This window comes from Methylobacterium sp. 092160098-2 (assembly GCF_028920805.1).
Classification (GTDB): domain Bacteria; phylum Pseudomonadota; class Alphaproteobacteria; order Rhizobiales; family Beijerinckiaceae; genus Methylobacterium; species Methylobacterium fujisawaense.
Window position 1 is genome coordinate 3,964,687 of sequence record NZ_JAQPZJ010000001.1, and the last position, 13,797, is coordinate 3,978,483.

A 13,797-nucleotide genomic window follows, 5' to 3' on the forward strand; every position below is an offset into this window, starting at 1 on the left:
CGTCATCGACGGTCGAGCGAACGCGTTCTGCGTTGGCTGTGTTGCCCAAGACACGGCCTCAATTTCTCAATTGTGCAAGGATCAAAGGAGGATCTGTGCCCGCGCGGGTGTGGCCCTTCGCGGCGTTCGGGCGTTGAACCGATCGAAGCGACCGCCGTTCAGCCCCTGTAGAGTGTCCTGGCCCATGAGCGAATCGGTACAGCCTGGCCAGAAGCCCGTGATCCTCGTCGTGGAAGACCAGCCCGACGAGCGCTTCCTCGCGGCCACGCTGCTGGAGGATACGGGCTTCACGGTCATCGAAGCCGAGACCGCCGATCGCGCCCTGGCCATTCTCAATGATCGCGCGGACGAGGTCAGCGTGGTCTTCTCGGACGTCCGGACCCCCGGGCCGATCGGCGGTTTCGAACTGGCGCGGATCATCGGCGTGACCTGGCCGCGCGTGCGGGTCCTCCTCACCTCCGGCGATGCCGGCGACCAGCCGAGCGACCTGCGCGTCTCGGCGACGTTCATCCCGAAGCCCTGGCGCGCCGAAGACATCCTCGCCTGGGTGGAACAGGCCGCGGGCCGGCCGTCCACCGAGCCCGGACCGTCCGTTATCGGACCGGGCGGCACAATAATCCCCACCGGCCTGGAAACCTGAGGCGGCCACACAGTTGTATGCCACTCCGGAGCAGCAGCCACCGGACGTGCGCAGTACACTTGACCCGCGGCACCGCCATGAAGATCGTTGCAATCAACCACGCCGATTCCCTGCGCCGGCCCGGCGCCCGGGATACGGTCGAGTCCGTCCTTCTCGATACGGTCCGCGAGGGGCTGCTCAGCGTCTACGGCGCAGCGGAGCACGACATTCCGGCGGAGATGGCAGCGATCGTGCGGCGGCTCGACCGTCCGGATATGACGCGGTGCATGCTGTCCTGAGGCTCGACCGCCGAAGCTTGGCGGAAGACTGAGGCGATGAGTCGCCAAGGCGAGAGAATCTGCTATTCAGCGCATTCTGACCTGCCGACGCCAAGCGTCTCTCAGTCGAGTCCCTGATGCGTCTCACAGTTCTTCGCGGATCGCTGACTGCCGCCGCGATCATGACCCTGGCCGGCCTCGTATCCGTCCAGGCGGCGACGCCGCCCGCCCAGCCTGCCGATGGGGCGGGGGGTGCGGGTGACCGCAAGGCCACGATCACCAAGCGGCTGCTGGGGCGCGGCACGCCCTCCACCTATGCGTTCTACGCCGCGGGCGCTGCGCCGGAGGCGGGACGGCCCGTCGCCATCGTCCTGCACGGGTGGGGGGCGGTCAATCCACAGAGCTATGGCGGCTGGATCGACCATCTCGCCCGCCAGGGCTGGCTCGTCCTGTTCCCCCGGTTCCAGGAGGTCAACCGGACGCGACCGGCCGATGCCCCGGCCATCGCGGAAGGCTTGGTCAAGGCCGCGCTCGCGGAACTTGCGACGGAGAGCGAGGCCAAGCCCGATCTTGGCCGCGTCGCGATGATCGGCCATCTCGCCGGCGCGCCGCTCGCCATGGATCTCGCAGCGGCCGCGAAGGCGCAGGGCCTGCCGGTTCCGAAGCTGATCTTTGCGGCGACGCCCGGCGGTATCGCCAGCGGGCCGAAGTCCAGAGGTATCGCGCTGACCGACCTGGCGGCGATCGACCCATCCACGCTCCTCGTGGCCATGGTCGGCGACAAGGACACGCGGGCTGCCGACCTCGCGGCGAAGCGTCTCCTGCGCGAGGCCAGCGGCGTGGCGCTGGACCGCAAGTTGTTCGTGCGGGTCCTTTCGGACGATCATGGCTTCCCGGCCCTGACGGCGACGCTGGCCGCCCCTGCGGGCGTCGACAGCGCCTATGACGGGGGCAACATCAAGCCCGCGCCGGAGCCCAAGGATGCGCCGAAGGAGTCGACCAAGCCGCCCCCGTTCCGCTGGTCCGCCGACATGGCCTTGACCGGCGAGCAGCAGACGCTGGTCTCGCAGATCAATCTCGGCCGGGTCGATGCCCTGGACTATCTCGGTTTCTGGAAGACCTTCGACCTCGCCGCCGCCGCGGCCTTCGCCGGGTCGGATGCGACGGCGCTGAAGAACAATCCGCGCCTGGCCGACATGGAGCGCTGGAGCGACGGCTGGCCGGTGAAGCGGCTCGCCGTCGAGACGCCCCGGCCCACGCCGGCCGCGCAGGCGGGGACGCCGGCATCCGCGCCCGCAGGCCGCAAGCGCTGAGATCGGCGGTTCCGGCAGCTTGGCCCTGGCGCGGGGCTTGCTAATCTCCTCCCGTTCGACACGGGAGCGCGATCATGCCCGAGTTCGTCGCCAGCCTGCTGGCCGCTGCAGCCTTCTGCCTGACATTGCTCGCGCTGAATGCGCTGACGCGGCTGCTGATCCAGGCGCATTTCGCGCCCTCGGATCTCGGCGAGACCGGCCTCCTGCAAATCGGCGGCGCGCTGGTGATGGCCCGGGCGGCCTACCGCCGGGCGCCGCACCGCCGCACGGGCTGAGCCTCAGCGCAGGAAGGCGCCGAACGAGCGCGGGCCGTTGCCGGTGGGGATGGTCGCCAGCACCTTGAGCGTCTTGGAATCGAGGACGCTCAGGGTGTTGTCGCCCCAATTGGCCACGTAGAGGCGGCCGCCCGAATCCGCGGCGATCCCTTCCGGATGATCGCCGACATCGACGTCGGCGATCGGCTTCAGAGTGGCGAGGTCGAACGCCGTGACGCTGCCGGCATATTGGTCGGTGACGAAGCCGCGCCCGCCGGCGAGGGCGATCACGTAAGGCCGGCGGCCGGTCGGCACGCGGCCGATCTCGCGCCCGGTCTTCAGGTCCAGAACCGAGACGTCGTCCCCGGTGACATTGGCAGTGTAGGCGCGCCCGGCCGCGGCATCGAGGGTGATGCCGAACGGATGCTGCCCCACGGGAATGACGGAGCTCTCCCGTCGGGTCGCTGTATCCACGACGGAGACCGTGTCGGCCTCGCGGTTGGCGACATAGAGCGTCGCGCCATCGGGGCTGACGGCGATCCCCGAGGGCGAGGCGCCGACCGCGATCTCGCCGTCCGGGACCAGCGCACCGTCGCGCTCGGTCAGCACGAACAGACGGTGCCCGTACCAGTCGGCCACGTAGACGGTGCCGCCCCGCGGGTCGGCCGCGACGCCGAGCGGCCCGCCGGGCAGCGGCACCTCGGCGAGGACGCGGCCGGCATCGAGATCGAGGATCGCGAGACCGTGCCCCTCCGGACGCGTGACGTAGGCGCGCCGGCGATCGGGCGACAGGGCGATCCCGGCCGGGGCCCCGTCGACGGGGATGCGGCGCACCACCGTCCGGGTGGCCAGATCGACGATCTCGACCGCGCCGCCGAGCTGCGCGGTGACGATGGCCTCCCGGGCCGGTTCGGCTCGGGAGGCGGTTGCGATGAGAACGAGGCCGGCGGCGAGGGCCGCGCGGCCCCGAGACAGGCTCACGAGCCCTTCTCGACCTTGGCCTTCAGGTTGGCGAGGCTCGCCTTGATCCAGTCGCCGACGCCCTTCTCGGAAGCCTCGTCGTTCAGATCCGGCGGCGGATCGTTGTTCATGTAGCCGCGATAGAAGGCCGCCTTCCACTCGACCTTCGACTTGGCATTGCCCTCGGGCTCGACCGTGATCGTCGCCGAGTAGTCGTTCGCCGGAAGATCCTTCACGTCGACCTTGTCGATGTAATAGGAGAACAGCTTGTCATCGGGCTTGTACTTGTTGCTGGTCTCCTGGATCTGATCGCCGTTCTTCAGGGTCAGGACACGCTTGAACTTGCCGGCCGGATCGCCGTTGAGCTCCGTCTTGGTGACGTTCTGCATCCAGTCGGAATTCTTCATATCGCCGAGCACGGCCCAGACCTTGTCGGCGGGGGCGTTGATCTCGATCGACTCGGTGATCTTGCGCCGGGTTGGGCCGTGGGCCTGCGCGGTAGCCGCCACTAGGGCTGCCGTGGCCGCCAGGGCCAGGGTGATTTTCTTCATCTTGTCCTTCTCCTCCCGCCCTCAGCGGTCGTCGCGATCGAGAACGCGCGCCTCGGGGCCGAGCGCCGCCGCGACCTTGTCCTCGATCCAACCCCAGGCCTCGCGCTCGCGCGGTCCAGCGGTCTTGCCGATGGCGATGGCGAGGTAGGCCATCTCCGTCAACACCTTATCGGGCTCCAACATGTGGAGCCGGGTCGAAAGAATGGCGCCTTCGAGGACGGCGGCCTGCGCGCGGTTATAGCCGATGAACGGCGCGTGCGCGGCGCTGTGGACCACGCGGCCGCGGAAGCGCGGCCGCGTCTCGTGGGCCTCGACGGCGGCGACGGCGAACTCCGCGTGGCCGAAACTGTCGGCGAGGCGGCGCCCCTCGATCGCCGTGCAGGGCAGCGTCGGCCATTCGCGTCGGCCGGTCACCGCGCCGGCGATCACCCGGATGTCGCGGGGGCTCGAGGCCGCGAAGCAGGGGTTGGCCTCAAGATTGGCGATGGTCGGCGACGGCCGGAACGGCGCGAGGACGTAGCCGTCATCCTCGCCGATCAGTCCGAACGGAACGAGGTGCAGTTCGCCCGCCGGGGACAGGGTCGTGACGATGGTCTCGAGGATCAGCGGCATGGCCTCACGCCTTGTCGGCGGGGACGAGGCGCCCGCAGACCAGCTTCGTCGGCGGGTCCTGCGGACGCTCGGGCGCGGCCTCGGCCCGCACCTGGGCTTCGGGAATGGTCTCGGGCGGCGTTGCGCCGGCCTCGGGCCCGGTCAGCCGGGCATCGCGTGTCCCCGGTGGCGGCGCATCGGGTCCCGAATGCCGGGTATGGCCGGCCTTCTTGAAGGCGGTGGCATCCTCGATGTCGGCGTCCGCGGCGCAGCCCCAGTCGAGCGCTTCGTCCTGGACGTAGCGCTTGCCGAGCCGCCACGCCGTCTCCGCCTTGGCCAGTTCGGCGCCGAGATAGAAGGCGTGGGCGCCGTCGCTAGCCACATCGAGTTCGGGGAAGAAGGCCATCGCGTCGGTGCCGACCCTGTGAATGTCGCGATTGTAGAGGTGGATCCCGTCTTCGGCGGTCACGATCCGGTAATTCGGGTCGCGCACCTCCGCGGCGGCCTGGGCGATCTCGTCGGCCGTCTGCACGAACGGGCGCTTGTCGTGGAGGGCAAGCAGCGCCCGACCGTATCCCTTGGGCAGCGCGGAATCGGCCTTGGCCGCGTACATGACCCGTCGGGCGGCGTCGTGCTCCTCGACGGTGCGCCGGGTGTGGTTGGAGACCTGCACGATCAGCACGTTGCCGATCGACAGCTCCGAGCACATGCCGACGAGCAGCGCGGTGACGCCGAGGGAATCGGCCTCGGTCAGCTCGGTGAGATTGCCGGTGCCCATCATCATGTCGATCTCGGGCCAGCGGGCGCGGGTGTCGCGGTAGCGCGCGATCGAATCGACGAAGCCGTGATGGATCGGCTCCAGGATCGGATCGGCGAGGAAGGGGCGTCCCGCCTTCAGCATGCGCTCGATCGCGCGATCCAGGGAGGGCAGGTCGTCCGGCCGCAGGGGCACGAGGATCGGCACCGCGTCGGTCTCGAAGGCGAGATCGAGGGTCTCCTCGTTCAGGCTCAGCAGGAAGTCGGCGCCGGCCCCGGCGCCCCGGACCAGTTCCTCGCGGGAGAAGGAATCGACGCTGACCTTCAGGCCTGCGCCTTTGAGGGCCTGGACGGACTCCTCGAGATGCGGAAACGGGGTGTCGGGCAAGCCGCCGAGATCGATGACGTCCGAGCCGCGCTGGGCGAGATCGAGGCCCTTAGCGACGATCTGTGCGACACTCATCTTCGACGCATCCACGATCTCCGAGAAGATCCGGAGGTCGTGCCGGGACAGATCGACCTTGCGCGCGGTCAGGCCGAGCCAGGCCGGCAGGTCGACCACCTCGTCGGGTCCCCGCTCCACGGGCACACCGAAATGGGCGGCGAGATGCTCCGGGTTGGCCCGGCACCGGCCCGGAAGGATGATCCGGGTGGCGCCCTCGGGCAGGACGATCCGTCGGCGGATGATCTCCTCGGTCATCAGCGCCGCGACCTTCACGCCGGCATCCGCGATGCTCCAGTGCAGATTCTCCGGCAGCCCCGCCGCGACCTTCTCGAGCCGCGCCCGGGCCAGACGGCCGGTGACGAAGACGATGTGCTCGGGGGTGCTCACGCGGCCGTCCTCGTCTCGACCGCAACGCGGCACTGCGGGCCCCAGATCTCGATCGCCCCCTCGAACTTGGCTGCGAAGCCCGGGAAGGCGCCATCCACGATCCCCTCCTGCGCCAGCGCGACGGGATCCCGGCCCTGCGGTACATCGATGGATTTCACCAGGACGCAGCGCTCGGCCCGGATCCGCGTCGCGAGCCAGAGGGCGAGGCTGTCCGAGGTCACGTCCCAGGTTTCCGGAATGTCCGGATGGCCGCCGCGCAGGCCGCGCGGATTCCAAACCCGAATCCGGGCGGGCGCGGTCTCCGCCCAGGGCTCCAGGCTCTGCGCCAGACGCGGCTCGATCCCGCGGAAGATTCCGGCCGCGTCGCTCATGGCATCGAGGGCCCGGCGATGGGCCTCGGCATCGCCGAACCGCTCCCGTGCCTGCGCGGCCCGGACGGCGTCGGCGAAGGCGCCGCCGCCCGGGACCACGATGCAGCGCCCGTGCGCCCCGTCGCCGATCGCCGTCAGCAGGGCGCGGCGGCGATGCGGATCCGCTTCGAGGCTGCCGCCGATCTTGATGACGGTGGTCACGCCGCGTCCTGCCGGCTCGGCCGGAGGGCGCGCAGCGCCTCAGCCACGCGCAGGGGATCGATGCCGTTGCGGCGGTCGAAGTCCCGGCACAGGCCGCCGCGGAAGCCGAGATAATCCGGCCGGTATGCGCACAGAACCGGGATGTCGATCACCCGAAGCGACCCGGCGAGGCCACTCATCAGGCCGTGCACCCGGCAGGCGGCGGTGAAGGCCGAGAGATCCGCGGGAGCGGCGAGATCGGGCAGGCGGGCGCCGGTCTTCCCTGCGGTATCGACCATGGCGCCCGCGAAGCCGGCGGCTGCGAGTGCGGGCACATGCGGGGCCGTCGTGCCGTCCTCGGCGAACAGCACGGCGATCAGCCGCCCCGGTGCCGCCGCGACAAGGTCGACCAGGGCCGACGGATCCCGGAGCAGGGCTGGCGTGAGGCCCACCTTCACCCAGTCGACGCCGGTCCGCGCCAGGGCGGCCACGGATCGGACCGCGGGATCGGCCACCGCACTCGTCGCGGCACCGCCGGACACGCGGGCGACGATCTCCCGCACGATCCCGTCGTCCAGGGCGCCGAGCGCCCCGCGCTCCGGATCCTTGGCATCGATCAGGTCGGCACCCGCAAGGCGAGCGGCCTCGGCCTCAGCCGGATCGCGGACGCTGACGAGGAGCCGGGGCAGAGGATCTTGCTGGGTTGAAGACGTGGGCACGAAACACTCGGACTTGAACGGACCGTCTCAGGACTTCCCGGGCAGCGGCTCGGCGAGCAGGCGGTTCTTCACCACCCAGCGCATCGCGTGCGCCCAGGTATCGTCGGTGTCGGCGCGGATCGTCACCTGGCCGCCGCGCACCGCCTTGCCGGTATCGGCCTCGGCGATCGTGACGCTCAGGTTGAAGATCTGACCGGACCCCTTCTCCACATAACCGGTCACGACGAGGTCCGCACCCAGGCTCTTGGCGATGTCCGCCGCGCAGCCGTTGCATTTGTAGAGCGGCCCCTCCTTGGCGACGACGTCGGCCTTGGATGCGGTATCGACGATCTCCAGCCCGGCCCTGTCACGGAGGGCGTTGCGCAATTCGTCCGTGACGAGGGTGAGTTTCCGCGCATCGACCGGCCGCGTCCGGGTTCCATAGGAGGCGCCGGGATCGAAGAGTTCGACCGGAAACACGGCCGCCTTCTCGGCGGCGCTGGCCGCGCCGGGCAGGGCGGCCGAGAGCGCCACGAAACTGCAGGCAATCGCGGCGCGGAGAGACGTCAGGCGCATCGGCGGGAGCTTCCTCTCGAGGCGTTCGGCCGCCCGTATCGGCGGCGTCGTTCCCGCCATAGGTCGGGCGAAGGGACAATTTGGCAATGTACTTCCGCGTCCACCTATCCCACGACGGCAACGTGAACGTCGGGACGACACGCCGCGGTTGAGCGGCCAGAGCGGAAGCTGATAGAGGCCGCCCACATGCATCATCCTGCACCCGACACCGTCTTCCGGCCTCCGACGCGCCCGGCTTGGCTGCGCGCGGCCCTCGTCGCGCTGGCCCTGGCTCCGCCGTCGGCATGGGCCGAGGACCAAGCCCCGGCTGCGGCGGCGCAACCGGCCCAGCACGGGGCCCCGCAGGGGATCGAGACCCATATCGGCCTGATCTATCGGCCGCAGCCTGCGCCGTCCTCCTACGATGCCGAGGCGGCGCCCGAGGACGAGGGCCTGGCCGGTGCCAAGATGGGCATCGCCGACAACAACACCACCGGCCGTTTCACCAAGCAGTCCTACGTCCTCGACGAGGTGGCGCTGACGGACGACAAGCCGGACGCCGTGGCGGCCGCCAAGACGCTGATCGGCAACGGCGTCCGCTACCTCGTCCTGGCGCTCCCCGCAGATTCCGTCCTGGCGGTCGCGGACGCGGTCAAGGACACGGGGGCCGTCATCCTCAACGCTGGGGCGGCCGACGACCGTCTGCGCGGCGCCGATTGCCGCGCCAACGTGTTCCACATCCTGCCGTCCCGGGCGATGCTGACCGATGCCCTGGCGCAGTACCTGACCGTGATGCGCTGGCGGAAGCTCTTCCTGATCGTCGGCCCGACCGAGGCCGACAAGGCCTACGCCGACGCGATGCGCAATTCGGCGCGGAAATTCGCGCTGAAGATCACCGCCGAGAAGCCCTGGACCTTCGGCCCGCTCGCCAAGGCGCGCGGCGACACGCCGACCCGGGCCGAGGCGATGGTCTTCACCCGGGGCCTCGACTACGACATGGCCGTCGTGGCGGATGAGGAGGGCGACTGGGGCGACTACGTTCCCTACCGCACCGTCGATCCGCGGCCCGTTGGCGGAACGCAGGCGCTGACGCCCACGACGTGGTCGCCGGTCCTGGAGACCTGGGGCGCCGCGCAGGCCCAGAACCGCTTCCGCCGGCTCGCATCGCGGCTGATGCGCCCGCTGGATTACCAAGCCTGGGCGGCGGTGCGGACGGTCGGCGAAGCCGTCACGGCGAAGAAGACCAACGATCCGGCCGTGATCACCCCGTACCTCGTCGATCCCGCCTTCACCCTTCCGGCCTACAAGGGCGTGCCGCTGAGTTTCCGGCCCTGGGACCATCAGTTGCGCCAAGCGATCATCGTAGTGCAGCCCAAGGCGCTGGTCTCCGTCGCGCCCGAGCAGGGCTTCCTGCACCAGCGCACGCCCCTCGACACGCTGGGCGTCGACCTCCCGGAGACCACCTGCAAATTCAAGTAGGCCCGCGGCCTGCGGCGATGGAGAGCGGCCAAGGCCCTCGCAACGCGCGGGAATCGCACTACAAACGACCGGAGAGAACGTCCGCCGAGGACGCCGGGAAGCCGCAAGGGAAGGAATTGGGATGAGCCGCCCCGTCGAGGCATGTCTGAGTGGGATCGCCCTTGGGGCGTGGTTCGCCCTGTGCGGTCCGGCCGCTGCCTTCACCGCCTACGTCACGAACGAGAAGGGCAACTCGGTCAGCGTCATCGACACCAACACGATGGCGGTGACGGCGACCTGGAAGGTGGGGCGGCGCCCGCGCGGCGTGACCGTCTCCAAGGACGGCAAGGAGGTGTACGTCTGCGCCAGCGACGACGACCGGATCGACGTGCTCGATACCAGTTCCGGCAAGGTGGTGCGCTCGCTGCGCTCCGGGCCGGATCCGGAGCAGTTCATCCTCGATGCCTCCGGCAACCCGCTCTACGTCGCCAACGAGGACGACAGCCAGGTCACGATCATCGACATCGAGAAGAACAAGGTGCTCGCCGAGGTGCCGGTGGGGGTCGAGCCGGAGGGGATGGGCCTGTCGCCGGACGGCAAGGTCCTGGTCAACACCTCCGAAACCACCAACATGGCCCACTTCATCGACACGAAGACCTTCCAGGTCATCGACAACGTGCTGGTCGATGCCCGGCCGCGCTTCGCCGAGTTCACCGCCGACGGAAAGTACCTGTGGGTCTCGGCTGAGGTCGGCGGCACGGTGAGCGTCATCGACGTGGCGCAGCGCCGGGTGATCAAGAAGATCACCTTCAAGATCCCGAGCGTGAACGACGAGGCGATCCAGCCGGTGGGCATCCGGATCACCAAGGACGGCAGCAAGGCCTTCGTCGCCCTGGGTCCGGCCAACCGCGTCGCGGTGATCGATGCCAAGACCTACGAGGTCGAGAAGTATCTGCCGGTCGGCCAGCGCGTCTGGCAACTGGCCTTCACGCCGGACCAGAAGATGCTGTTCACCACGAACGGCACCTCGAACGACGTCTCGGTGATCGACGTGGCCGCCGAGAAGGTGGTGAAGAGCATCCCGGTCGGGCTCCTGCCCTGGGGCGTGGCGATCTCGCCGAACTGATCCGTGCGACCTCCGGGCGCCAAGCGAGGACGGCCGCGCGCGAAGCGGCCCTAGGGTGGAACACGACATGACGCGCATGTTTCGAACGGCGGCCCTCGGCCTGGCAGGGCTGCTCGCCGCAGCCCCGGCGAGTGCCCTCGACCTGACCAAGAAGCGAGAGAACCTGCCCGACCTCGTCCTGGGCGACGATCAGGGCAACGACTTCGTGGTCGAGAACAAGGACATCACCCTCGAATCCGGCAAGGCCTACCGGCTGCGGATCGTCGCCAAGGGGCGCCAGGAATACAAGTTCTACGCGCCGGAGTTCTTCCGCTACATCTGGTTCAACCAGATCGTGATCGAGCACAAGGAGATCCACGGCGGCGGACCGCCCGATCACCTGGAGTTCGACGATCCCGGCGAGATCGCCATCGAGTTCGTGGCGATCAAGCCCGGCACCTACACCTGGGCGGCGCGCGGCCTGGAATCCAAGGGCATGACCGGCACGCTGACGGTGAAGTGATGCGCATCCTCCTGCTCTCCGCCTGCCTCCTCGCCGCCGGTCCGGCTTTCGCGGCCGACGATGCCTCCGCCTGTGCCGAAGGCATCACGATGATCCGCGACGCCCTCGCGCTGAATCCGCCGGAGGCGGCCGTGCCGAAGCTCAAGAAGGCCCTGCGGGTGGCCGAGCGGGAGCAGAAGGAGGGCGAGTTCGACGAGTGCCTCGACGCCGTGTCCGACGCCCGGAAGGTCCTGGGCCGATGAGCACATCCGAGGCGGCGGCCCTCCTGATCGAGCATGTCGGCCACCGGTTCGGCGCCCGCGCCGCGCTGGACGACGTCTCGATCACGGTGGAGCGCGGGCACTTCGCCGCGCTGCTGGGGCCGAACGGCGCCGGCAAGACGACGCTGTTCTCGGTCATCACCCGGCTCTACAACAACCAGACGGGGAGGGTCTCGATCTTCGGTCACGCCCTCGATCGCGAGCCGTCCCGGGCGCTGGCGCGGCTCGGCGTCGTGTTCCAGGCCCGCACCCTCGACACCGATCTCACCGTCGAGCAGAATCTTCTCTACCATGCGAGCCTGCACGGCATCACCCGCACCGCCGCCAAGGTCCGGGTCGGCGAACTCCTCGACCGCGTCGGTCTGGCGGACCGGCGCCACGACAAGGTGCGCACGCTCTCGGGCGGCCAGTCGCGCCGCATCGAGATCGCCCGCTCGCTGATCCACCGCCCGGACCTGCTGCTCCTCGACGAGCCCACCGTCGGACTCGACCTCGAGTCGCGGGCCGACATCGTGGCGATCGTCCGCGCCCTGGTGCGGGAGGAGGGATTGTCGGTGCTCTGGGCAACCCACATCTTCGAGGAGATCGCGGACGACGACGATGCGGTGGTCCTGCACCGGGGCCGGATCGTCGCCCGGGGACGGGCCGGCGAGATCGGCATGCCCGGCGAGGCGCTCGCCGACGCGTTCCGCCGCCTCGTGGCCGAACCGGGGAGGGCGGCGGCATGACCCATCCGACACCCCTCGCCACACGGATCGGCGCCGCCCCGCCGCGGAGCCAGACGGAACGGATCGGTCGCCTCGACGCGGTGGGCTACCTGATCTGCCTCGGCGGCATCGTCCGCCGGGAGTTGCTGCGCTTTTTCAATCAGAAGGAGCGGTTCTTCTCGGCGCTGATCCGGCCGCTGGTCTGGCTGTTCATTTTCGCGGCGGGTTTCCGCAACACGCTCGGCGTGTCCATCGAGCCGCCCTACCAGACCTACGTGCTCTACGAGGTCTACGTGGTGCCGGGCCTCGCCGTGATGATCCAGCTGTTCAACGGCATGCAGTCGTCCCTGTCGATGGTCTACGACCGCGAAGTCGGCTCGATGAAGGTTCTGCTGACCTCGCCCTATCCGCGCTGGCTGCTGCTGCTCGCCAAGCTGATCGCCGGCGTCGCCGTCTCGATCGTGCAGGCCTACGCGTTCCTCGCCGTGGCCTATTTCTGGGAAAGCGACATCCCGGTGCTCGGCTACCTCACGGCGCTCCCGGCCTTCCTGGCCACCGGGCTCATGCTCGGGGCGATCGGGCTGTTCCTGTCCTCGCTGGTCCGCCAGCTCGAGAACTTCGCCAGCGTGATGAACTTCGTGATCTTCCCGATGTTCTTCGCTTCCTCGGCCCTCTATCCCCTGTGGCGGATCCGGGAATCCTCGGAGACCCTGTACTGGATCTGTGAGCTGAACCCGTTCAGCCACGCGGTCCAGCTCGTCCGCTACGCCCTCTACGTCCAGTTCGAGCCGGTCGCCTGCGCCGTGGTGGTGGGCGTGGGGCTCGCCTTTTTCGGCATGGCGGTGGTCGCCTACGATCCCGGTCGCGGCATCATGGCCCGGCGCGGCGGCCCAGCCGGCGACAACACCTGACGGAGCCTGCCCGATGAACGTCCTCCTCACCCGCATCCTCGGCCCGGTGCTGGGGCTGGCCTTTCTCTCCGGCCCCGCCCTGGCTCAGCCGAAGCCGGACCCGAATTGGCCCTGCGTCCAGCGCAAGGTCGCCACCCTGAGCGCCGGCCAGTTCTGGACCGGACCGGACGTCGCGGCGGCCGGCGATTGGGGCAGCGACAACGATGCGGCGGTCCTGGCGCAGAAAATCGCCTCCCGGCGCACGGACCTGTCGCAGGTCGGGCCGCTCCTCGATACGTTCGTGGAGAAATTCGGGTCCGACAAGGACGCGAAGGACAAGGCCCTGACGCGTGTCTTCGCGGGCGTGTTCGAGGTGCTGAACGGCGAGCGGGACAAGGTGGTCAGCGGCATCGCGCGCTACGCGCAGGGGCAGCGCCGGATGGCCGAGCGGATCCGCGACGAGGCCGACAAGATCAGCCAGGTGAAGGACGCGCCGAGCGCCTCGGACGCCACCGAGCTTCCCAAGGACCAGTCCGAGCTGGAGACGAAGTTCGCCTGGGATCGCCGGATCTTCCAGGAGCGAAGCCAGTCACTGACCTATGTCTGCGAGGTTCCGCAGCTGCTGGAGCAGCGGCTCGGCGAGCTCGCCCGCCTGATCCAGGCGCGACTCTGACAGCGTTCGGCCTCCTCTTGCCGATTCATCCCGGGCACATTGCCGAAACGTCCCTAAGCCTCTGAGATCGTTATCGAAACTGTTGCCGTTTCACCACGTCGTGACGGCTTAGCTTGGCTCCGACCGGAAATAGAGCCGAAACGCGGCTCGCGTGTTCTTGAACCAATTGTGTGCGTCCCCGGCACCCGCCAAGAGAGACCCAAGCTCGGAAGTCACGAGCATG

Annotated in this window: 18 protein-coding genes; 11 read left to right on the top strand and 7 right to left on the bottom strand. The window is 69.2% G+C overall.

From position 1 onward, the window contains the following. Window positions 1-184 precede the first annotated feature (184 nt). From PQI07_RS18625 to PQI07_RS18640, 4 genes are all read left to right on the top strand, one after another. Window positions 185-640 (top strand): response regulator, encoded by a 456-nt coding sequence (locus PQI07_RS18625; protein WP_274927162.1) that lies wholly within the window; start codon window positions 185-187, stop codon window positions 638-640. Between the two features lie 77 nt (window positions 641-717). Continuing rightward, window positions 718-918 carry a hypothetical protein gene (locus tag PQI07_RS18630; protein ID WP_043347064.1) on the top strand — a complete coding sequence of 67 codons (201 nt, stop codon included), beginning with the start codon at window positions 718-720 and terminating at the stop codon, window positions 916-918. 116 nt (window positions 919-1,034) lie between these two features. Continuing rightward, entirely contained in the window at window positions 1,035-2,210 is a 1,176-nt protein-coding gene (locus PQI07_RS18635) for an alpha/beta hydrolase (RefSeq protein WP_274927163.1), read from the top strand. 74 nt (window positions 2,211-2,284) lie between these two features. Beyond that, complete coding sequence (locus tag PQI07_RS18640) at window positions 2,285-2,485, top strand: hypothetical protein (protein ID WP_043347054.1); 201 nt, start codon at window positions 2,285-2,287, stop codon at window positions 2,483-2,485. A 3-nt stretch (window positions 2,486-2,488) separates the two neighbouring features. On the opposite strand, the gene PQI07_RS18645 is transcribed toward PQI07_RS18640, so the two are convergent. Genes PQI07_RS18645 through PQI07_RS18675 form a run of 7 tightly spaced genes read right to left on the bottom strand, consistent with a single transcriptional unit; the run spans window position 2,489 to window position 7,979 of the window. Then, window positions 2,489-3,445 carry a YncE family protein gene (locus PQI07_RS18645; protein ID WP_274927164.1) on the bottom strand — a complete coding sequence of 319 codons (957 nt, stop codon included), beginning with the start codon at window positions 3,443-3,445 and terminating at the stop codon, window positions 2,489-2,491. Further along, window positions 3,442-3,975 (bottom strand): SRPBCC family protein, encoded by a 534-nt coding sequence (locus PQI07_RS18650; protein ID WP_043380734.1) that lies wholly within the window; start codon window positions 3,973-3,975, stop codon window positions 3,442-3,444. The genes PQI07_RS18645 and PQI07_RS18650 overlap by 4 nt, the downstream gene beginning before the upstream one ends. A 21-nt stretch (window positions 3,976-3,996) precedes the next feature. Then, the gene (locus PQI07_RS18655) at window positions 3,997-4,587 is read right to left on the bottom strand and encodes a DUF447 domain-containing protein (RefSeq protein WP_043347043.1); all 591 of its coding nucleotides are present in this window, start codon (window positions 4,585-4,587) and stop codon (window positions 3,997-3,999) included. Window positions 4,588-4,591: 4 nt separating this feature from the next. Then, on the bottom strand, window positions 4,592-6,154 hold the full coding sequence (locus PQI07_RS18660; RefSeq protein WP_043757874.1) for a DUF6513 domain-containing protein: 1,563 nt from the start codon (window positions 6,152-6,154) through the stop codon (window positions 4,592-4,594). Beyond that, entirely contained in the window at window positions 6,151-6,726 is a 576-nt protein-coding gene (locus PQI07_RS18665; protein WP_043355760.1) for an amino acid kinase family protein, read from the bottom strand. The genes PQI07_RS18660 and PQI07_RS18665 overlap by 4 nt, the downstream gene beginning before the upstream one ends. Continuing rightward, window positions 6,723-7,424 (bottom strand): (5-formylfuran-3-yl)methyl phosphate synthase, encoded by a 702-nt coding sequence (locus PQI07_RS18670; RefSeq protein WP_182591572.1) that lies wholly within the window; start codon window positions 7,422-7,424, stop codon window positions 6,723-6,725. Before PQI07_RS18670 ends, PQI07_RS18665 begins: the two co-directional genes overlap by 4 nt. 27 nt (window positions 7,425-7,451) lie before the next feature. Then, complete coding sequence (locus PQI07_RS18675) at window positions 7,452-7,979, bottom strand: DUF3280 domain-containing protein (RefSeq protein WP_043380837.1); 528 nt, start codon at window positions 7,977-7,979, stop codon at window positions 7,452-7,454. A gap of 186 nt (window positions 7,980-8,165) precedes the next feature. On the opposite strand from PQI07_RS18675, the gene PQI07_RS18680 reads away from it, so the two are divergent. From PQI07_RS18680 to PQI07_RS18710, 7 genes are all read left to right on the top strand, one after another. After that, window positions 8,166-9,437, top strand: coding sequence for an ABC transporter substrate-binding protein (locus PQI07_RS18680; RefSeq protein ID WP_274927165.1), 1,272 nt, complete (start codon window positions 8,166-8,168; stop codon window positions 9,435-9,437). Window positions 9,438-9,558: 121 nt separating this feature from the next. Next, complete coding sequence (locus PQI07_RS18685; RefSeq protein WP_043348205.1) at window positions 9,559-10,542, top strand: YVTN family beta-propeller repeat protein; 984 nt, start codon at window positions 9,559-9,561, stop codon at window positions 10,540-10,542. A gap of 67 nt (window positions 10,543-10,609) precedes the next feature. Next, on the top strand, window positions 10,610-11,044 hold the full coding sequence (locus PQI07_RS18690) for a cupredoxin domain-containing protein (RefSeq protein WP_078947281.1): 435 nt from the start codon (window positions 10,610-10,612) through the stop codon (window positions 11,042-11,044). After that, the gene (locus PQI07_RS18695) at window positions 11,044-11,286 is read left to right on the top strand and encodes a hypothetical protein (protein ID WP_043380724.1); all 243 of its coding nucleotides are present in this window, start codon (window positions 11,044-11,046) and stop codon (window positions 11,284-11,286) included. Before PQI07_RS18690 ends, PQI07_RS18695 begins: the two co-directional genes overlap by 1 nt. Continuing rightward, the gene (locus tag PQI07_RS18700; protein WP_043348201.1) at window positions 11,283-12,032 is read left to right on the top strand and encodes an ABC transporter ATP-binding protein; all 750 of its coding nucleotides are present in this window, start codon (window positions 11,283-11,285) and stop codon (window positions 12,030-12,032) included. The genes PQI07_RS18695 and PQI07_RS18700 overlap by 4 nt, the downstream gene beginning before the upstream one ends. Further along, window positions 12,029-12,922, top strand: a complete 894-nt coding sequence (locus tag PQI07_RS18705; protein WP_274927166.1) for an ABC transporter permease — start codon at window positions 12,029-12,031, stop codon at window positions 12,920-12,922. Before PQI07_RS18700 ends, PQI07_RS18705 begins: the two co-directional genes overlap by 4 nt. A gap of 13 nt (window positions 12,923-12,935) precedes the next feature. After that, window positions 12,936-13,574 (top strand): hypothetical protein, encoded by a 639-nt coding sequence (locus PQI07_RS18710; RefSeq protein ID WP_043348195.1) that lies wholly within the window; start codon window positions 12,936-12,938, stop codon window positions 13,572-13,574. Window positions 13,575-13,797: the final 223 nt, after the last annotated feature.

Bases quoted from the DNA above. Each gene is read 5' to 3' on its own strand.
- PQI07_RS18635 (WP_274927163.1), top strand. From the start codon at position 1,035: ATGCGTCTCACAGTTCTTCGCGGATCGCTGACTGCCGCCGCGATCATG.
- PQI07_RS18675 (WP_043380837.1), bottom strand. From the start codon at position 7,979: ATGCGCCTGACGTCTCTCCGCGCCGCGATTGCCTGCAGTTTCGTGGCG.
- PQI07_RS18700 (WP_043348201.1), top strand. From the start codon at position 11,283: ATGAGCACATCCGAGGCGGCGGCCCTCCTGATCGAGCATGTCGGCCAC.
- PQI07_RS18640 (WP_043347054.1), top strand. From the start codon at position 2,285: ATGCCCGAGTTCGTCGCCAGCCTGCTGGCCGCTGCAGCCTTCTGCCTG.
- PQI07_RS18710 (WP_043348195.1), top strand. From the start codon at position 12,936: ATGAACGTCCTCCTCACCCGCATCCTCGGCCCGGTGCTGGGGCTGGCC.
- PQI07_RS18685 (WP_043348205.1), top strand. From the start codon at position 9,559: ATGAGCCGCCCCGTCGAGGCATGTCTGAGTGGGATCGCCCTTGGGGCG.
- PQI07_RS18690 (WP_078947281.1), top strand. From the start codon at position 10,610: ATGACGCGCATGTTTCGAACGGCGGCCCTCGGCCTGGCAGGGCTGCTC.
- PQI07_RS18655 (WP_043347043.1), bottom strand. From the start codon at position 4,587: ATGCCGCTGATCCTCGAGACCATCGTCACGACCCTGTCCCCGGCGGGC.
- PQI07_RS18630 (WP_043347064.1), top strand. From the start codon at position 718: ATGAAGATCGTTGCAATCAACCACGCCGATTCCCTGCGCCGGCCCGGC.
- PQI07_RS18705 (WP_274927166.1), top strand. From the start codon at position 12,029: ATGACCCATCCGACACCCCTCGCCACACGGATCGGCGCCGCCCCGCCG.
- PQI07_RS18625 (WP_274927162.1), top strand. From the start codon at position 185: ATGAGCGAATCGGTACAGCCTGGCCAGAAGCCCGTGATCCTCGTCGTG.
- PQI07_RS18695 (WP_043380724.1), top strand. From the start codon at position 11,044: ATGCGCATCCTCCTGCTCTCCGCCTGCCTCCTCGCCGCCGGTCCGGCT.
- PQI07_RS18650 (WP_043380734.1), bottom strand. From the start codon at position 3,975: ATGAAGAAAATCACCCTGGCCCTGGCGGCCACGGCAGCCCTAGTGGCG.
- PQI07_RS18680 (WP_274927165.1), top strand. From the start codon at position 8,166: ATGCATCATCCTGCACCCGACACCGTCTTCCGGCCTCCGACGCGCCCG.